The organism is Neorhizobium petrolearium, assembly GCF_029854435.1.
Lineage (GTDB): Bacteria > Pseudomonadota > Alphaproteobacteria > Rhizobiales > Rhizobiaceae > Neorhizobium > Neorhizobium petrolearium.
On sequence record NZ_CP123000.1, the window covers coordinates 908,560 to 926,736 of the forward strand.

Consider the following 18,177-nt stretch of genomic DNA (forward strand, 5'->3'; position numbering starts at 1 on the left):
GATCCCGGATCCCGCCCTCAGTGATACTGCTCGAAATCGACGCGGGCGGCATCCTTGCCGTCGAACTCGAATGTCATGCACCATGGTCCGTTGACATGGATAGTATAGCGTGTCGGGTTGAAGCCCTGCAGGGCATGAAAATCAAATCCCGGCAAATTCATATCCTCCGGGCGTTCCGCCGCTTCGAGGCGGTCCAAACGCACAAGGATGCGTTTGTGCATCTTTGCGTCGATCTTACCCGTTTTGCCCGTCTCGAACAGGGCAGCGAGTGCCTTGTTCCTGAATGACTTGATCATGAGATATGTAAGTATCTAGCTTACATTCCGTCAATGGGTGTAAGCAAGAAATTTACATCGAATCGAATGAACCTGTTGCGCTGGGATTTTATATACCGATATTGTAAAAGTATTGTAATTTACCGTATGCTTCAAGCGAAGGAGCAGACGATGGCACGTGCGAAAACATTCTCTCTTGGAGATACCTATGACGGAATCCTGTCCGATCTGGTGAGGAGCGGCCGTTTCGGGACGGAGACGGAAGCCGTCCGGGCCGGCATTCGGATGCTTGCGGATTACGAGATGCGGATGCAATCGCTAAGGCAAGCAATTCATGCCGCGGACGCGGAAATCGAAGCAGGCCTCGGCAAGGAATATGCATCGAGCGCCGATCTGCTCGCCGACGTCATGAATGAAGGCGACAATCATTAGCGGCCCGAAACGCCTTATCGTTGCCCCCCTGGCGCGTCAGGACCTGCGCGATATCCGCCGCTATATTGCGGAAAGCAGCTTTTATTATGCGCGGGAATTTATGGCCGACATAACGGCCAAGATCGCTTGGATTGCAGAAGTGGATTTCACCGGTTCTCCGCGTGATTACATCTCGCCCGGGCTTCGCAGCTTTCCCTATCGGCAGCGCTGCATCTACTATCGATCCTATCCCGACCGAATCGTGATCCTTCGTGTCATGCACATGGCACAGGACGTGAAGCCCCGCGACTTCGAATAGGAACATCATGAAAACCTACGCCCTCTACGCCTTAGCTGCCCTTGCCGAGATCGCCGGCTGCTTTGCCTTCTGGGCCTGGCTCCGGCTTGGAAAGCCCGTCTGGTGGCTGGCGCCGGGCATGGTGTCGCTTGTCCTCTTCGCCTGGGTGCTGGCACTGGTGCCGAGCGAGGCGGCGGGACGCACCTACGCGGCCTATGGCGGCATCTATATCCTCGCCTCCATCCTCTGGCTCTGGGCGGTGGAGGCACAGGTGCCGGATCGCTGGGATGTGCTTGGCGTTGCGGTCTGCCTGGCAGGCGGCGCGATCATCCTCTTCGGTCCGAGAAGCGCCTAGACCCGCTTGACCCTTCGCAAGCCCGATGCCATCTAGGTTCTCATGTGCGGACGCTACGCCCTGACGGCCACTCCCAAAGAGATTTCGGAATTCTTCGATCTGGCGGATCTCGACGATTTCCCGGCCCGCTACAACATTGCGCCGACGCAACCGATCCTCGTCGTGATGTCGTCGGAACGGCGTGAGCCCGGCAGCAACCTGCCGGAGCGCCGCGCATTCCTCGCCCGCTGGGGCTTCATTCCCGGCTGGGTTAAGGACCCGAAGGAGTTTCCGCTGCTGATCAACGCGCGCTCCGAAACGGCGATCGGCAAGGCCTCCTTCCGCGCCGCCATGCGCCACCGCCGCATCCTGATCCCCGCGACCGGCTTTTACGAATGGCGCCGCCCGCCGAAGGAGACGGGCGTCAAGCCGCAGGCCTATTGGGTGCGCCCGAAAAAGGGAGGCGTCATCGCCTTTGCCGGGCTGATGGAGACCTGGTCGTCGGCCGACGGTTCGGAAGTCGATACCGCGGCGATCATGACGACCGGGGCAAATGCCACGATCCGTCATATCCACGAGCGCATGCCGGTCGTCATCGCGCCGGAGGATTTCGAGCGCTGGCTCGATTGCAAGACGCGCGAACCACGCGAGGTGGCCGACCTGATGCGGCCGGTTCAGGAGGATTTCTTCGAGGCGTTGCCGGTTTCCGACCTCGTCAACAAGGTTTCCAACATGGGGCCGGACCTGCAGAAGCCGGTCGCGGTCAGCCCGCCGGAAGAGGAACCGCCGAAGAAGGCGAAACCGGACTCCTCGCAGATGTCGCTCTTCTGATCCTTCGGCTTTCTTCAGACGGATGCTTCCATGAACCTGTTTTCCGCCGGTTTTTCCGGTCTTGCGCTCGGTGGGTCGCTCATTGTCGCGATTGGCGCCCAGAACGCCTTTATCCTGCGGCAGGGCCTGATCCGCAGCCATGTCTTCATTCTTTGCCTGATCTGCGCGCTTTCGGATGCATTGTTGATCGCCGCGGGCGTCGGCGGCCTCGGCACGATCGTCGCGCAATCGCCAGTGCTGATCCAGGTGGTGACGCTCTGCGGCGCAGTCTTCCTCGGCACCTATTCGGTCATGGCCTTCCGCCGCGCGGCAAAGCCCGGCGCCATGGTGGCCGGCGCGCCGGAACCGATGGGGCTGAAGGCGGCGGTCCTGACCTGCCTTGCCTTCACCTTTCTCAATCCGCATGTCTATCTGGATACGGTCGTGCTGCTCGGCAGCTTGTCGGCGGCCTTCGAGGGGACGGAACGCGTGGCCTACGGCGCCGGTGCGGCGATCGCCTCGTGCCTGTGGTTCTTCGGGCTCGGTTACGGTGCCCGATTTTTGGCGCCGTTCTTTGCCAGACCCGCCGCCTGGCGGGTTCTGGATGTCGTCATCGGCGTTGTGATGGGCCTGCTCGCGCTCGGGCTGCTTTTGAGCTTCCTCGGCGGCGAATAGGAATGAAGGCGGGCTTCAGCCGGTTGGGTTGAGCTTCGGCCTGCGCTTCAGCATCAGCGCGGCGGCAACGGCGGCCTTGAGCGCCAGGGGGCGGTAGGGCGGGGTGATATCCTGCTTGGTTTCGGTTTTCTTGGCTGGTATTTCGGTGCTCATGGCTGTCTCTTCACACGCGCGATTCGGTTGCATCTATCGCGGCTTTTCCCATGAAACCGGGCGGAATCGTGACCAACAAGCCGGCGTCGTCGCCAGCCCTTCACGGAACTGTCGTCTTGCCGGACACTGTTGCGCGGAAGTTGCAGCCTGTCAGGTGCGAGTCTTCAGACGCTCGTGCCGTCATCCTCGATTGTAATCGTGCCGTAGCGACGCTGCCAGGCCCGCGCGCTGAAGGGCAGCACGCAGAGATAGGCGATGACGGTGACGGACAGCACTTGCCAGGTATAACTCATCAGCAGCGCCACATAGAGCACGACGCCGAGCAGGATCGGCAGCATGAGATCGCGGCGGATGCGGCTCGACTTGCCGGACCAGACCGGCAGGCGGGAGACGAGCAGGTAGCCGATCAGCACCGTGTAGGCGACGCTTCCATAGACAAAGAAGGGGGTAGGCTCGACGCCGAGGAAGCCCAGATAGACCGGCAGCAGCACCAGCAGGGCCCCCATCGGAGCCGGCACGCCGACAAAAAATTCCGATTGCCACGGCGCCTTCACTTCGCGGTCCGCCATGACGTTGAAGCGGGCAAGCCGAAGCCCGGCGGCGATCGCATAGAGAAGTGCCGCGATCCAGCCCGGCGAACGGGCGTTGTCGAGCAGGAAGGCATAGGAGACCAGCACCGGCGCCACGCCGAAATTGATGATGTCGGCAAGTGAATCCATCTGCACGCCGAATTTCGACGTTGCCTTGAGCAGCCGCGCCACGCGCCCGTCGATACCGTCCAGGAAGGCGGCTGCGAGCACCATGACGACGGCGAGTTCGTAACGTCCTTCGAAGGCGAGCCGGATGCCCGTCAGTCCTGCGCAGATGGCGAGCGCGGTGATGAGGTTCGGCACCATCAGCCGGATCGGGATTTCGCGCAGGCGCGGACCGCGGGCCTCGTCGTTCGGACGGTTCGGTTCGTTCTGCTGCGGGGGCGAAGCGGGCGTCTCCATGCGGTTTTCTCGTCCCTCGCTCATGTGCGGCGGCTGATGGTCGGGCCCTTGGACGAGCCGAATTCCGCAAGCACGGTCTCGCCGCCGATGGCAATCTGGCCGATGGAAACGCGCGGCTCAGCGCCGGACGGCACGAAGACGTCGAGCCTGGAGCCGAAGCGGATCAGCCCGAAGCGCTCCCCGGCATTCACCGGCTCGCCGGACTTCACCCAGCAAACGATGCGCCGCGCCACGAGGCCGGCGATCTGCACGACACCAATCTTGCCGTGGCGGGTTTCGATGACAAGCCCGTTGCGCTCGTTGTCCTCGCTCGCCTTGTCGAGTTCGGCGTTGATGAACTGGCCGGGGCGGTATTCGATGCGGGAGACCTGGCCGCGCACGGGCGAGCGGTTGATGTGGCAGTCGAAGACGTTCATGAACACGGAGATGCGCAGCATCGGCTCGGAGCCGAGTTCGAGTTCAGCCGGTGGCACGACCATGGCGACATGCGAAATCTTCCCGTCGGCGGGGCTCAGGACGAGATCGTCGTCCTGGGGCACGGCGCGCTCCGGATCGCGGAAGAAATAGGCGCACCAGAGCGTCAGGATAAGCCCGATCCAGAACAGCGGTTCAGCGATATAGCCGAGAATCAGCGAGGCGATGAAAAAGGCCGCCACGAAGATATAGCCTTCCTTATGGATCGGCACGAGCGTGTTGCGGATGGTGTCGAAGAGATTGATCAACCTGGTTCTCCTGCTGGTCAGCCGGACCTGACTACAGAAAAACCGCTTTACCGGCAATGCGGTTCCGCTGCCGCAACTTCAGGCTTTGTTGATGACGCGCGGTGGCGTTGAGCCACCCATCTGTCCGATCAACCCGGCGAAAGCCCCTGCGCCGCATTGATCGATGAAACGAACCGCCGCGTGCGCTCATGTTTCGGGGAGTTGAAGATCGCCTGAGCGCTACCCGATTCCACCACGCTGCCGTTTTCCAGGAAGACGACATGATTGGCGATCTGCGAGGCAAGGCGCAGGTCGTGCGTTGCCATGACCATGGTCGTTCCTTCCTTCGCAAGTCGTCCCAGCACATCGACGACCTCTGCGGAAAGTTCGGGGTCGAGTGCTGATGTCGGTTCGTCGCAAAGGAGAACGCGCGGAGAAGGTGCAAGCGCCCGGGCGATCGCCACGCGCTGCTGCTGTCCGCCGGAGAGTGTGGAGGGCCAGGCATCCGCCTTGTGCGCCATGCCCACCTTGGTCAGCAGTTCCATGGCGCGGGCCTGTGCCTTCTCGCGCGGCCACTTCAGGACGGTAATCAGCCCCTCCATGACGTTCTCGATTGCTGTCTGGTGTGGAAAGAGCTGGAAATTCTGAAACACCATGCCGGTCTGGCGGCGGATTTTCTGTATCGCCTGCCAGCTGACCTTCCTGCCGGGGTTGAAATCGAGCTTTTCGTCGCCGATGCGCACGGAACCGGCGGTCGGGATTTCCAGAAGGTTGATGCAGCGCAGAAGCGTGCTTTTGCCGCCGCCGGACGGGCCGACCAGCGCGGTGACGCTGCCTTCGGGAATGCGGATGCTGATGTCCTTCAGGACGGCGGTATCGCCGAAGCTTTTTTCGATATGGGAAAGCTCGATCATCTATTTGCCTCCAGCATGCCGCCATAGCGGGCGAAGCGCTTTTCCAGCCTGTCCTGCAGCGATGAGAGGACCGAGCTCAGCACGAGATAGATGAGGGCAGCTTCGATATAGAGGATAAGCGGTTCGTAAGTGGTGGCGACGATGCGCTGGGCCGCCTGGAAAAGCTCCGGCACGGTAATCGCGGCCGCAAGCGAGGTATCCTTGACGAGTGAAATGAAGGTGTTGGAGAGCGGCGGTACCGCGACCCGTGCGGCCTGCGGCAGGACTGTCCGGCTCATCGCCTGCCGCCATGTCATGCCGATCGAATAGGCCGCTTCCCATTGCCCCTTCGGGACGGAGGAGATGACCGCCCGGATGATCTCGGAACTGTAGGCGCCGATATTGAGCGTGAAGCCGATCAGCGCCGCCGGGAAGGCATCGAGCAGGATGCCGATGCTCGGAAGGCCGTAGAAGATCACGAAAAGTTGCACCAATAGCGGCGTGCCGCGGATCACCCACACATAAAATCGCGCGATCAGCGCAAGAGGATTGGGCCCGAACAGGCGGGTGACCGCCGTCACGAGGCCGAGGATCAGGCCGAAGGTGAAGGAAAGCAAGGTCAGCGGGACGGTGAACTTGATGCCCGCCCATAAAAGCATCGGAAGTGAATCCGACATCAGTTGAAGCCAGTGCGGCAAGGTGTGCCCCTCAAAAACAGCGCGTCCGGCGCAGCCGCCGGACGCTTTGAATGTCTTCAATTAGTGCAGTTTGCGGAAACCGGAAACCGTTCCCTTTATTTGGACACATCCTGCCCGAAATACTTCTCGGAAATCTTCTGGTAGGTGCCGTCGGCCTTGATGTCGGTAAGCGCCTTGTTGATGGCTTCCAGCAGTTCCGGTTCACCCTTGCGGATGATGATGCCGGAATAGTCGGCGTTTTCCTGCTCGGCAGCGATCTTCACCGGAGCATCGGGCTTCTGCTTCTTGAAATCGAGGAAGGAAAGGCTGTCGTTGACCGTGGCGTCGGCGCGACGCGTCAACACAAGCTGGATTGACTGGTCGAAACCGTCCGTGCCGACGAGTTCGGCACCGGACTGCTCGGCGAGCTTGCCGAAATTGCTGGTCAGCGACTGGGCCGACTTCTTGCCCTTGAGATCGGCAAAGCCCTTGATGTCGTCATTGTCCGCACGGACGATCAGCACCGCCTTGGAGGCGATGTAGGGGTCGGAGAAGTCGTACTTCTGCTTGCGCGCTTCGGTGATGCCCACCTGGTTGATGACCGTGTCGTAGCGCTTTGCATCGAGGCCTGCGATCAGGCCGTCCCACTTGCCCTCGATGAATTCCGGTTTGACGCCGAGCTTCGCGGCAACGGCTTCGCCGATCTCGACGTCGAAGCCGACGAGCTTGCCGTTTTGATCGTGATAGGTGAAGGGCGCATAGGTTCCCTCGGTGCCGATCTTGAGGACGCCGGCCGACTTGATGGCGCCAAGGTTTTCGCCGGCGAGGGAGGAAACGATCGCCGCCGCCTGAATGAGGGCTGCAGCGACAATGGTTTTCAACCGGATCATTTTCGTCATCCTTTCAGCAATGCTTTGCTGGCATTTGGTTTCCGACCCTAGATGCCAGAAATTAGGACGCTTTGATTGGAAGAAAACTGCGAAGAAAAACGGCGAATGCAAATATTTTACTCATTTCCTGCGGCATGAGATCATGCCGCGGCTTCGATCCGATATCTCCTGCCTTCCTTCGTGATGTGGATCGCTTCGCTTCAGATTACGGCTTCACCAGTCCCAGCCACGTCGTGAGCGCCAGCAGCGGCGAGCCGTAGAATGCCAGCACGAGCAGATAGGCAAGCGCCACGCTGCCGAACACCGCCATTCTCTTCCAGGAATATCGCATTTGTTTCCTCGTGATCGCTATTCCGCCGCCGGCTGGCCGCGCAGCACGATGCCGAGATCGTCGCTTTCGCGTACTTTCCGGAGCTGTTCTTCGGCCTGCACCGCCTCGCGCTGGCGGTTCCACATCGAGGCATAGAGCCCGTCCGCTTCGAGAAGCGCTGCATGCGTACCCCGTTCGGCGATCTGGCCGTCGCGCAGCACGATGATCTCGTCCGCATGGATGACGGTCGACAGCCGGTGGGCGATGACGAGCGTCGTGCGGTTCTTCGAAACCGTGTCGAGCGCCGACTGGATCTCGTGCTCGGTCGTCGTATCGAGCGCCGAGGTCGCCTCGTCGAGGATGAGGATCGGCGGAGCTTTGAGGATCGTGCGGGCGATCGCGACGCGCTGTTTCTCGCCGCCGGAGAGCTTCAGGCCCCGTTCGCCCACCTTGGTGGCGAAACCTTCCGGCAGGGTGTGGATGAAATGGCCGATCTGCGCCACTTCGGCTGCCGTTTGAACGTCCTCGTCCGTGGCGGAGGGCCGGCCATAACGGATGTTGTAGGCGATCGTGTCGTTGAAGAGCACCGTATCCTGCGGCACCATGCCGATCGCGGCGCGCAGCGACTGCTGCGTGATGTCCCGTACGTCCTGCCCGTCGATGGTGATCGCGCCGTCCTGGATATCGTAGAAGCGGTAGAGCAGGCGGGAGATCGTCGATTTGCCCGCTCCCGAGGGGCCGACGATCGCCACCGTCTTGCCCGCCGGCACGTCGAAGGAGACACCCTTCAGGATCGGCCGTTCCGGATCATAGGAGAAATGGACGTCCTTGAAGGCGATGGCGCCCTTGCGGATATCCAGTGCCCTGGCATCCGGCTTGTCCACCACTTCCGGCTCCACCTCCAGAAGCTCGAACATCTGTTCGATATCGGTGAGCCCCTGGCGGATTTCGCGATAGACGAAGCCGATGAAATTGAGCGGCACGGCGAGCTGCATGAGCAGCGCATTGACGAAGACGAAATCGCCGATCGTCTGGTCGCCGCGCTGGACCGCAAGCGCCGACATGACCATCATCACCGTCTGTCCGACGCCGAAGATGACACCCTGGCCGAAGTTCAGCCAGCCGAGCGAGGTCCAGACGTCCGTCGCGGCCTTTTCGTAGCGCGCCATGGAGACGTCGAAGCGCCGCGCCTCCATCTCCTCGTTGCCGAAATATTTGACCGTCTCGAAATTCAAAAGCGAGTCGATCGCCTTGGTGTTTGCGTCGGTGTCGCTGTCGTTCATCGAACGCCGAATGGAAATCCGCCAGTCGCTCGCCTTGATCGTGAACCAGATATAGAGCCAGACGGTAACGGCGGTGACCGCCACGTACCAGAAGCCGTAGGCCGCCCAGAAGATGATCGCGGTCAGCAGGAATTCGAGCAGCGTCGGCACGGAATTGAGGATCGTGAAGCGGACGATCGTCTCGATACCCTTGGTGCCGCGCTCGATGATGCGTGACAGCCCGCCTGTCTTGCGCTCCAGATGGAAGCGCAAGGAAAGCTGATGCATGTGCACGAATGTCCTGTAGGCTAGCTGGCGCACCGCATATTGCCCGACCGAAGCAAACAGCGAATCGCGAAGCTGGTTCAGTGCGAGCTGCAGGATGCGGGTGAAGTTGTAGGCTATGACGAGGACCACGGCGCCGAGCAGGAAGGCGGGCAGGAGGCCGGCCATGTCGAGCCTGCCGTTCAGCGCATCCGTCGCCCATTTGAAAAAATAGGGAACGGCGAGCAGCACCAGCTTGGCGATGAAGAGAAAGAGGGTCGCCCAGAGAACCCGTGCCTTCAGATCCGCGCGGCCCTCGGGCCACATATAGGGCCACAGGTTGACGAGGGTGCCGAGCGGATTGCTCGCATCCGCCGATACGGTCTTTTTCTGTCCTGCCATCGATATCTCCGCGCGGGGCGTGTCAAACGCCAACCGGCACATAAGGTCCGATGCGGAATGTTGCAATGACGGTTTGATGAAAGTTCCGGCTTGCGGGAGATGCGATGTCGTCGGCCGTGAAGTGGCAGGCCGTATGGACCGGGAGGAAATGCCAGCGGCTTCTTACGCCTTATAGCCACGGTGAAGCTGCCGGAAAATGGCCGTACTATGCCTTATGACATCGCGCTTTCGAAACTTCCTGCTGATGGTTGCGGTCTCACTGGCGATGTGGGCGGCGATGATCTACGGCGTGATCCTGCTTATGGGATGAAGCCGCAGACATCCGATGATGCCTTGCATCCGGACGGGAACTATTACCCTGACATGGACGATGTATTGGCTGCGGGAATCCCTTCGCCCGCGCCGGACGTCTCGTCCGCGCGGTTTTGCCTGGGAATGGGGCAGGCGGGGCATTTCAATGATATTGGGTGTCAGGTTTTCCGCCTGCCCCGGCCGGTGCAAGGCGGTTCGGGAGGTATAGTCAGGCCTCTCTTGCCGCCTTCGTCGACCATCACCGGAAACCGAGCTTTTCGAACCCAGGAAGGCGACCGGTTCCAGAACCCGGTTTCCCATCCGATGACGCGACGATTGTCGCCTGGCTCCGGGATATGGGGACGAGGCGGGGGCGATGGCGAGATTAAGCCATTGGGAAATGGTCGAAGAATTTTTGAGACCCATGGAATTCATCCCCTCCCAACCGCAGGCAGGGAGGGGGAATGCGGGATCAGGACCGCTTTTGCAGCATACGCTGGCGATGAAGCTCTTCGGAATCCGGCCGGTATTCCTCCGGCACGCCGAAGATCTGGCCCGGCTGGATGATGTCGGGATTGCGGATCTGGTCCTCGTTGGCGAGATAGATCGTCGTGTAGCGCACGCCCTGGCCGTAAACGCGGCGGGAGATCTGCCACAGCGTATCGCCCCGGCGGATGATGACCGAGTTGCGGGTGCTTTGGGTCAGCGGCGCCTGCTGGATCGTCTTCGCGCCGCTCGCATCCGTCGCTGCAACGGGGACCACCGCGGCCATTTCGACGCCTGCCAATTGCTGGGCGATAACCGGGCCGACGGCCTTGGCGATCATTGCCGCGATTTCCTTGAGACCGGCGCCGACGGCGGCGACTTCCTTCGGAAGCGCGTCGAGTGCGGCCAAGGCGGCTGCCGCATCTTTTGCCGTGGTCTCCGCGACGGAGCGGGAGGCGGCCGCGGCATCGGCCGGCAGACGGTATTCGCTGAGCGATCTCAGCGCGATCGAAGTGGCGGACCGGGCGGCGATCATCTGTTCCATGGATGGGATGTTGCCGCCATCATAAAGGCCGCGCAGCAGGTTGAAGGCGCGTACCGTCTCGTTGCGCAGCTTGTCGAAGGCCGCGTCGTCGAGCGTGACCATGGCATTGCCCCCCTGTTGCGGGGCGGCAACGGCAGCGACCTGTTCGCCGGCCGGGCGATTGAAGGGCACCTCGACGCGGACCACAACCTGGCCGGTCGCGCTGAGCGCCTCGACGGAAATCCGGTGATCACCGACCGCAAGTTCCATGTTGCCTTCGATGACGAAACTGCCGTCCTGACCGGCCTTTGCGGCGCCGATCAGCTTGCCGTCGGCCTGGCCGCGCAACGACGTGCCGGCTTTCGAAACGCCGGCGACGAAAATCTTGGTGCCCTCGATCTCGACGGCGGTGATATGCAGCTCGGACGAGGCCAGAGTGCCGGCCGGTGCCGTAGAGTTCGGGGTGAGCGCCGCAATGTCAGGTGCCGACGAGGCAAGGCCGGATGAACCTGCCGGAGGCGCGGGCAGTGCAGTCGGCGCTCCCGCAACCGATGTTGCAGGCGCGGTTGCCGGCGAGGTCGCGGTTTCGGAGGCCGAAGCAGCGGGAACCGTAGGCGACGGCTGCTCCGGAACGGAAGCTGCGGGCTTGTTCTGGGCCGGCATGGCGATCACGCGGCTGGCCTTGCCCGGCTTGGTCACCATGGCGAGCAGCTTGCCGCTCTTGTCGGCAGGGACGGAAACGGTCGCGGTCTCCTCGGATATCGTCGCCTTGCCGTCCTTGCCGGTCGCTCTCAGCACGAGTTCGTGGTCGCCGGGCGGCAGTGGTTCGTCAAGGACGGCGGCGAAGTCGCCGCTCGGGCCGACATTCACCTTGGCGACGACCGATGTGCCGTTCGTTACCTCGATCGTGGAATGGGGTTCGGCGCGCCCTGCAATGACAGTCGAGCCGTCGGGTTCGACGCGCAGCACGTCGAAGGAGGGAGACGTCATGGCGTTAGCCTTGGTCGCATCAGACTGAGACGTGCCGGGCTGGGCGGCCGGGGCTCCGGCCTGCGGAGCGGCAGCCTGCAGTTCGGCAGGCTTTGAAGTATCCGGCGTCCTGGTGGCCTGCTGCGTTTCCGTCACTGCTTCCTTGACGGCATTGCCCGCGGCATTGATCGCATCCCCGACCGGCTTCGCGTCGTGGTTGATTCGCGGCAATACGAAGAACACCATCAGCAATGATGCTATGGCGAGTGCGGTGATGGCCAGCCAGCCGGCGCGGTTTCTCATCATCAAAGTCTCTCCCGACGGGTCCTGAAACCCTGCCAGTGGAGGGATTCGGATCAAATTACCGTCGCATAATCGGATTAATCCTTTCCTCCTGCCTTCACAAGCTTTTCACGTTATAAACCCTTGCTCTTCCGGGCATTTCCCGCCAATTTCGCGGATCGGGGCATGTTCTTGCCCGCATTTTGGGATGCCTGACGGAGAAAACTCTTGCCGATTCGATCCATCTGCGTTTACTGCGGTTCGCAGCCGGGACGCGATCCCGCCTATATAGAGGCGGGCCGTGCGCTCGGAAAATCCATTGCTGCCCACGGGCTTCGGCTTGTCTACGGTGGAGGCACCAAGGGCATCATGGGTGCGGTCGCATCCGGCGTTCTGTCGAACGGCGGTCAGGTCACCGGCATCATTCCCGAGTTTCTTGTCGATATGGAGGCGACGCGCCACTCGCTCGGCCAGCTCAACGAGCTGATTGTGACCGAGGACATGCATGCACGCAAGCATAAGATGTTCGAGCGCGCTGACGCTTTCGTGACCCTGCCGGGCGGCATCGGCACGCTGGAGGAGATCGTCGAGATCATGACCTGGGCACAGCTCGGCCGGCATCAGAAACCGATGGTCTTCGCCAATATCGGCGGCTTCTGGGACCCGATGCTCGAGCTCATCCGGCACATGCGCGAGCAGGGCTTCGTCCATCACGCACATCTCGTCCAGCCCATGGTCATCCCGGAAGTGGACCAGATCGTCCCGGCGATCTTGGAGCAGGGCGAAGACCGTCCCCCGTCCGATGGCGAGGAGGATGTGATTTCAAAACTCTGATGGTCCTCAGTCGACGATGAAGAGTTTCGCGCCGCCGGATGTCGAGGAGCGGTGCGGCTCTGCGTCGTCGGCCACCTGATAGCTCATGCCCGGCTTCAGCACGAAGACACGGCCATCCGCGAGTTCGGTTGCAAGCTCCCCTTCGAGGCAGAGCAGAATGTGTCCCTTGACGCACCAATGGTCGGCCAGGTACCCGGGCGAATATTCGGCCATGCGCACCCGTACCTCCCCGAAATGGCGAGTCTGCCAGATCGCGAAGCCGCGCTCGCCCTCGTGACGGGCCTTCGGCACGCCGCTCCAGTCAGTAGTGCCGAAGAGAATCCCGTTCATTTTCATGAATATGCCTCAGTATCTTAAAGCGAGCGCCCGCGCACCTGCCTGAGCATCGACCATGTATAGATTGCCAGCGCCGCCCAGATCAGCACGAAGGCACCGAGCTTGACGAGGCTGAGTGGCTCGTGGAAGGCGAAGACTGCGATGAGGAAGATCATTGTCGGCGCGATATACTGCATGATCGCGATGGTAGAGAGCGTCAGGAGCTTGGCACCGTTGGCATAGACCATCAGAGGAACGGCAGTGACGACGCCGGCGATCGCCAGGATGAACGTGTCCCAGCCGGTCGAATGGAGGAGGTGGCCTTGTCCGGTGGCCTCGAGCCAGACCACATAGGGCAGGCAGGGAATGCTGATCAGCAGCACTTCCAGGAAAAAGCCCTGGTTCGGCCCGATCGGCAGTGTCTTGCGGAAAAGCGCATAGAAGCCCCAGGTTACGGTAAGTCCGATCGACACCCACGGCAGGCCGCCGGCATCGATCGTCAGAACCGTGACGGCCACCACGACCAGGCCGATCGCCACGAGTTGCGCGGGCGCCAGCTTCTCCTTGAGAATGATGGCTGCGAGAAAGACGCTGAAGAGCGGGTTGATGAAATAACCGAGCGCGGCATCCAGCGCGCGACCGGCGGCGACTGCCCAGACATAGATGCCCCAGTTGACCATGATGATCGTCGCGGTCAGGCAGGCCATGCCCAGCATGCGCGGTGTCTTCAGCGCGACCTTCAGATCGGCCGTGCGGCGTAGCGCGACGAGGACGATCCCGGCGACCGGAACGGACCAGAGCGCGCGATGCGCCAAAACTTCGAGCGAGGGAATATGGGCGACCGCCTTGAGATAGAACGGGAGGAAACCCCAGAGGAAATAGGCCGTCAGCCCGAACGCGAAACCGCGCGGCGTATCCTCGTTCTTGATGATAGCAGGGGTGGTATCGGAGGCCATTGCGGGTGTTTCCATCATTTATTCTATTTTTCCCCGGTCTAAACGAATAGATTGAGCCGAACCAATTCATTTCCTTGAAGGAACCATGACCTGTCGCGATCCTGTAAGCTTCGGATGGAATGGTGGTTGCCTTTGAGAGCGGAGGGTTGAATGGCTTTCGAGGATGAGCCGGTGCACCGGCAGATCTATGCGAAACAGATACTGGCGAAAGCCGGAGTTGCCAGGAGTGACAGACTTTTAGCGGCTTTTGCGAAGGTGCCGCGCGAGGAATTCATCGGGCCGCCGCCCTGGGTCTACAAGGACTTCCACAACTATCGGGAGATGGCATCCGCCGATCCCGTCGTTCTCTATCAGGATATGCTGATCGGGATTGATACGGCACGCGGCGTCAATAACGGCATGCCCTCGCTGCATGCTGCAGCGCTGCATGCGCTCGGCATTCGGGAAGGGGAGACGGTCGCCCATCTGGGGGCCGGAACAGGCTATTACAGTGCAATCATCGCGGAGCTTGTGGGTCCGTCGGGCCGGGTAATCGCAGTCGAATATGACGAAGCGCTGGCGAAAAAGGCGCAGGAAAACCTTGGCCGCTATGCGAACGTCCAGCTCATTCAGGGCGACGGGACCGAATGGCCGGAGGAGGATGCGGATGTCGTTTATGCCAATTTCGCGCTCGACCATCCGCCGGAAGCCTGGATCGATAATCTTGCGATCTACGGCAGGGCGCTCTTTCCCCTTGGCGTCCCGGCGATCGAGAACGGCAGGCCTACCGGTTTCACCCGCTGGGCCGGATTCCTGATGATCGACCGCCGACCGTCAGGCTTCGGCGCAAAATTCCTGCAGCCGGTCTCCTTCGTCTGGGTTGAGGGGCAGGTGCCTCCACCGGAAGGCCGCCATCAGCGACTGGCCGATGCCTTCCGCTCGCGCCGAGGCTTTCAGGTGCGCAGCTTTCGCTGGCAAACACCGCCGGGGCGGGAGGAATGGTACGGCGAGGAGGATTGGGGACTGTCGTTCGAGGAGGTGTGAGCCGGTGGACCTCGGCACATACAGAAAAACGATGCTTACTCCCAAATCGGGCGTCTTTGCGTTATAATAACTAGGTAACGCCTAAGGAGATAGGCGCGATGCTGGCAATCGTTCTTGGATCGATCCTGATCGTGATCGGACTGTTGTATATGCTCCGCGAGGCCCTTGGCCGCCGTCGGCTAAGTGATCCACACCGCCCTGATCAGGCCGGATCAAAGCCCACCTTGGAACCCGGACGCCAAGGCGTCGCCTTCCTGGGCCTCGGCAAGAACTGGCCGGGTTTGGCCATGATGGTTGCGGGCGCCGTCCTGCTGATTGCCGGATCATACGTCTAGCCGATCCGAGGTTGCCGCCGAAATGGCGGAGATGCACGACCTGCTCGGATCCCATCGGAACTTTCTTTCGGGAGGTGGCGAGGATGTTTGCCCCGGCCATCTATCGAGATCATGTCCGGAAGGATGAGCAAAGGCCGATCGAGACAGGTTCACGAGCCGCATACCTCTATTGGACAGATGGGGAGACGGATGCTCCGATGGTAGCCTTCGATCAAGGCGGCTTTCCCACCCTCCACCGGAGACCTATGGCGGCATGGGGCAGGCGCCGCATTCGGAGTGGCGTTGACATGCAAGAAATCGGCCTCCAAACGCGCTTTTGGAACGACTGGAATGCTTCCGCTCGTGAGCATGCCGTCCATGATGTTTCACTCCGGCAGGCGGAGGTGGTGACCGGCTGGCTGGACAGGCTGGAAATTCGCGATGCCGCGATTCTGGAAGCGGGCTGCGGATCGGGTTGGTTCTGCAATCATCTGTCACGCTACGGAAGCGTCACCGCGACCGATCTGTCGGATGAGGTTCTGGCGCGCGCCAGCCGACGTATGCCGCATATCCGCTTTGTCCCCGGTGATTTCATGCACCTGGATTTCGGCGCGGAGAAATTCGACGTGGTCGTGACGCTCGAAGTTCTTTCCCATGTCGAGGAACAGGCGGCCTTTGTGAGAAAGCTCGCGGACCATCTAAGGCCGGGCGGTTATCTGATGATGGCAACACAGAACCGTTATGTCCTCGAGAACTTCAACAATGTCCCTCCACCGGCGACGGGCCAGATCCGCCGCTGGGTGGACAAAGGCGAACTCCGCAATCTTCTCGAAAACAACTTCGTGGTTACCGAGCTGTTTACAGTTTCACCGAAGGCGAACAAGGGGCTCATGCGCGTCGTGAATTCTTCAAGGCTGAACGAGCCAATTCGCTTCCTGTTCGGCAATCGTGTCGAACGGCTCAAGGAAAGGCTGGGGTTTGGCTGGACGATCATGGCGCTCGCCAGGAAGTGAAGCGGGCAAGCGCCGGGGCTCTGATTACTCCGCAGCGATCTTGCCGGCGAGTTCCCGATTCTTCATCAGCTTGTAGATGACGGAATCCATCAGCGCCTGGAACGAGGCGTCGATGATGTTTTCCGAAACCCCGACCGTCCACCAGCGCACGCCGCTCGAATCGGTGGATTCGATCAGGACGCGGGTGATCGCCTCCGTCCCGCCGTTGAGGATACGCACCTTGAAATCGGCAAGCACGAGGTCGTTGATCTCGTGCTGGTACTTGCCGAAATCCTTGCGCAGCGCCCGGTCGAGCGCGTTGACCGGGCCGTCGCCTTCCGCCACCGACATATGCGTTTCGCCATCGACCGCGATCTTCACCACCGCCTCCGAGACGATCTTGATGCGGCCGTGGGAATCGAAGCGGCGCTCGACCATCACGCGGAACCCTTCGACGGTGAAGAATTCCGGGATGGTGCCGAGCGTGCGGCGGGCAAGCAGTTCGAAGCTCGCGTCGGCGCCCTCGTAGGCATAGCCGGAAGCTTCGCGCTCCTTCACGATCGAGATCAGCTGGTCGAGTTTGGGATCGTCCTTGGCGACCTCGATGCCGCGCCGTTTCAAGGCATTGATGAAGTTCGACTTGCCGCCCTGGTCCGAGACCATGACCTTGCGGAAATTGCCGACGCTCTCCGGTGTCACATGTTCGTAGGTGCGCGGGTCCTTGAGCAGGGCGGAAGCATGGATGCCGGCCTTGGTGGCGAAAGCGGATGCCCCGACGTAAGGGCTCTGATGGTTCGGCGAACGGTTGAGCAACTCGTCGAAGGCATGGCTGAGAGCGGTGAGGCCGGTGAGCCGTTCCGCGTCGATCGCCGTTTCGAAGCGCGAGGAATAGGTTTCCTTCAGCGAAAGCGTCGCGATTAGGGTGACGAGATTGGCATTGCCACAGCGCTCGCCGATGCCGTTCAGCGTGCCCTGGATCTGCCGACAGCCCGCCTCGGCGGCCGCAAGCGAATTGGCGACCGCCTGGCCTGTATCGTCATGGGCATGGATACCGAGCGATGAGCCCGGGATGCCGGCGGCGATCACCGCTGAAACGATCTCGCGGATTTCATGCGGCTGCGTGCCGCCATTGGTGTCGCAGAGCACGACCCAGCGGGCGCCGGCCTCGTATGCGGTCTTCGCGCAGGCGAGCGCGTATTTTGGATTGGCCTTGTAGCCGTCGAAGAAATGCTCGCAATCGACCATCGCTTCCTTGGCCGCGCTGCGGGCGGCTTCGACGCTCTCGCGGATCGCTTCGAGATTCTCCTCGTTGGAACAGCCGAGCGCGACGCGCACGTGATAGTCCCAGCTCTTCGCCACGAAACAGATCGCATCGCTCTTCGCCTGAAGGAGAATGGCAAGCCCCGGATCGTTGGAAGCGGAAATGCCGGCGCGCTTCGTCATCCCGAAGGCGACGAATGTGGATTTTTGCGTGCGTTTTTCGGAAAAGAAGGCCGTGTCGGTCGGGTTGGCGCCCGGATAGCCACCTTCGATATAGTCGATGCCGAAGGCATCCAGCAGGTTGGAGATGGCGATCTTGTCCTCGACGGAAAAGTCGACGCCGGGCGTCTGCTGCCCGTCGCGGAGCGTGGTGTCGAAGAGATAGATGCGTTCGCGTGTCATGGGCGCCCCTCCCAGAACGATACTCCGTGGTTTTCCGCTTTACCCCCCTCTGGCCTGCCGGCCATCTCCCCCTCAAGGGGGGAGATTGGTAAGACGCTCTGGCTTCCCTCCATCGTCAGCGCTTGTCGGGAGCGCGACGTCGCCGCGAGTCGATCTCCCCCCTTGAGGGGGAGATGGCCGGCA

General features: G+C 61.4%; 22 protein-coding genes. 9 read left to right on the top strand and 13 right to left on the bottom strand.

Going from position 1 to position 18,177, the window contains the following annotated elements; genetic code table 11:
• Positions 1-17: 17 nt before the first annotated feature.
• A complete protein-coding gene (locus tag QEO92_RS04725; protein ID WP_037150440.1) occupies positions 18-296 on the bottom strand; it encodes a type II toxin-antitoxin system RelE/ParE family toxin in 279 nt (92 codons plus the stop codon).
• A 150-nt stretch (positions 297-446) separates the two neighbouring features.
• Here QEO92_RS04725 and QEO92_RS04730 point away from each other — a divergent pair, with 150 nt between their 5' ends.
• The 5 genes from QEO92_RS04730 to QEO92_RS04750 are packed head-to-tail and all read left to right on the top strand — an operon-like array spanning position 447 to position 2,803.
• Positions 447-707, top strand: coding sequence for a type II toxin-antitoxin system ParD family antitoxin (locus tag QEO92_RS04730; protein WP_037150882.1), 261 nt, complete (start codon positions 447-449; stop codon positions 705-707).
• Positions 688-1,005 (top strand): type II toxin-antitoxin system RelE/ParE family toxin, encoded by a 318-nt coding sequence (locus tag QEO92_RS04735; protein WP_037150442.1) that lies wholly within the window; start codon positions 688-690, stop codon positions 1,003-1,005. Before QEO92_RS04730 ends, QEO92_RS04735 begins: the two co-directional genes overlap by 20 nt.
• 7 nt (positions 1,006-1,012) lie before the next feature.
• Positions 1,013-1,339, top strand: a complete 327-nt coding sequence (locus tag QEO92_RS04740) for a YnfA family protein (protein ID WP_037150444.1) — start codon at positions 1,013-1,015, stop codon at positions 1,337-1,339.
• Between the two features lie 42 nt (positions 1,340-1,381).
• The gene (locus QEO92_RS04745; RefSeq protein WP_227702335.1) at positions 1,382-2,149 is read left to right on the top strand and encodes an SOS response-associated peptidase; all 768 of its coding nucleotides are present in this window, start codon (positions 1,382-1,384) and stop codon (positions 2,147-2,149) included.
• A gap of 36 nt (positions 2,150-2,185) precedes the next feature.
• Positions 2,186-2,803: a LysE/ArgO family amino acid transporter gene (locus QEO92_RS04750; RefSeq protein WP_227705090.1), complete on the top strand. Its 618-nt coding sequence runs from the start codon at positions 2,186-2,188 to the stop codon at positions 2,801-2,803.
• A 15-nt stretch (positions 2,804-2,818) separates the two neighbouring features.
• Here QEO92_RS04750 and QEO92_RS04755 read toward each other — a convergent pair whose 3' ends face one another.
• From QEO92_RS04755 to QEO92_RS04795, 9 genes are all read right to left on the bottom strand, one after another.
• The gene (locus QEO92_RS04755) at positions 2,819-2,956 is read right to left on the bottom strand and encodes a hypothetical protein (RefSeq protein WP_227702336.1); all 138 of its coding nucleotides are present in this window, start codon (positions 2,954-2,956) and stop codon (positions 2,819-2,821) included.
• A gap of 164 nt (positions 2,957-3,120) precedes the next feature.
• Positions 3,121-3,948: a CDP-alcohol phosphatidyltransferase family protein gene (locus tag QEO92_RS04760; protein ID WP_227702337.1), complete on the bottom strand. Its 828-nt coding sequence runs from the start codon at positions 3,946-3,948 to the stop codon at positions 3,121-3,123.
• 20 nt (positions 3,949-3,968) lie between these two features.
• The gene (locus QEO92_RS04765) at positions 3,969-4,667 is read right to left on the bottom strand and encodes a phosphatidylserine decarboxylase (RefSeq protein WP_037150884.1); all 699 of its coding nucleotides are present in this window, start codon (positions 4,665-4,667) and stop codon (positions 3,969-3,971) included.
• A 131-nt stretch (positions 4,668-4,798) separates the two neighbouring features.
• Positions 4,799-5,563 (bottom strand): amino acid ABC transporter ATP-binding protein, encoded by a 765-nt coding sequence (locus QEO92_RS04770; RefSeq protein ID WP_227702338.1) that lies wholly within the window; start codon positions 5,561-5,563, stop codon positions 4,799-4,801.
• Entirely contained in the window at positions 5,560-6,240 is a 681-nt protein-coding gene (locus QEO92_RS04775; RefSeq protein WP_037150886.1) for an amino acid ABC transporter permease, read from the bottom strand. The genes QEO92_RS04770 and QEO92_RS04775 overlap by 4 nt, the downstream gene beginning before the upstream one ends.
• A gap of 95 nt (positions 6,241-6,335) precedes the next feature.
• Positions 6,336-7,109, bottom strand: coding sequence for an amino acid ABC transporter substrate-binding protein (locus QEO92_RS04780; RefSeq protein WP_227702339.1), 774 nt, complete (start codon positions 7,107-7,109; stop codon positions 6,336-6,338).
• A 205-nt stretch (positions 7,110-7,314) separates the two neighbouring features.
• Entirely contained in the window at positions 7,315-7,440 is a 126-nt protein-coding gene (locus QEO92_RS04785) for a hypothetical protein (RefSeq protein WP_265105666.1), read from the bottom strand.
• 17 nt (positions 7,441-7,457) lie between these two features.
• Positions 7,458-9,347, bottom strand: a complete 1,890-nt coding sequence (locus QEO92_RS04790) for an ABCB family ABC transporter ATP-binding protein/permease (protein ID WP_227702340.1) — start codon at positions 9,345-9,347, stop codon at positions 7,458-7,460.
• 763 nt (positions 9,348-10,110) lie between these two features.
• Positions 10,111-11,922 (bottom strand): Ig-like domain-containing protein, encoded by a 1,812-nt coding sequence (locus tag QEO92_RS04795; protein WP_227702341.1) that lies wholly within the window; start codon positions 11,920-11,922, stop codon positions 10,111-10,113.
• Between the two features lie 204 nt (positions 11,923-12,126).
• Between QEO92_RS04795 and QEO92_RS04800 the strand changes: the two genes are divergently transcribed.
• Positions 12,127-12,732 (top strand): LOG family protein, encoded by a 606-nt coding sequence (locus QEO92_RS04800; RefSeq protein WP_227702342.1) that lies wholly within the window; start codon positions 12,127-12,129, stop codon positions 12,730-12,732.
• A 6-nt stretch (positions 12,733-12,738) separates the two neighbouring features.
• Here the strand turns inward: QEO92_RS04800 and QEO92_RS04805 are convergent, their stop codons facing one another.
• Positions 12,739-13,068, bottom strand: coding sequence for a DHCW motif cupin fold protein (locus QEO92_RS04805; protein ID WP_227702343.1), 330 nt, complete (start codon positions 13,066-13,068; stop codon positions 12,739-12,741).
• Positions 13,069-13,085: 17 nt separating this feature from the next.
• Positions 13,086-14,003 carry an EamA family transporter RarD gene (gene rarD / locus QEO92_RS04810; protein ID WP_227702344.1) on the bottom strand — a complete coding sequence of 306 codons (918 nt, stop codon included), beginning with the start codon at positions 14,001-14,003 and terminating at the stop codon, positions 13,086-13,088.
• A 150-nt stretch (positions 14,004-14,153) separates the two neighbouring features.
• On the opposite strand from rarD, the gene QEO92_RS04815 reads away from it, so the two are divergent.
• From QEO92_RS04815 to QEO92_RS04825, 3 genes are all read left to right on the top strand, one after another.
• The gene (locus tag QEO92_RS04815) at positions 14,154-15,026 is read left to right on the top strand and encodes a protein-L-isoaspartate O-methyltransferase family protein (RefSeq protein WP_227702345.1); all 873 of its coding nucleotides are present in this window, start codon (positions 14,154-14,156) and stop codon (positions 15,024-15,026) included.
• Between the two features lie 98 nt (positions 15,027-15,124).
• Complete coding sequence (locus tag QEO92_RS04820) at positions 15,125-15,361, top strand: hypothetical protein (protein WP_227702346.1); 237 nt, start codon at positions 15,125-15,127, stop codon at positions 15,359-15,361.
• A gap of 287 nt (positions 15,362-15,648) precedes the next feature.
• Positions 15,649-16,353 (top strand): class I SAM-dependent methyltransferase, encoded by a 705-nt coding sequence (locus QEO92_RS04825; protein ID WP_227702347.1) that lies wholly within the window; start codon positions 15,649-15,651, stop codon positions 16,351-16,353.
• A 24-nt stretch (positions 16,354-16,377) separates the two neighbouring features.
• Here the strand turns inward: QEO92_RS04825 and cimA are convergent, their stop codons facing one another.
• Entirely contained in the window at positions 16,378-17,994 is a 1,617-nt protein-coding gene (gene cimA, locus QEO92_RS04830; RefSeq protein WP_227702348.1) for a citramalate synthase, read from the bottom strand.
• Positions 17,995-18,177 lie beyond the last annotated feature (183 nt).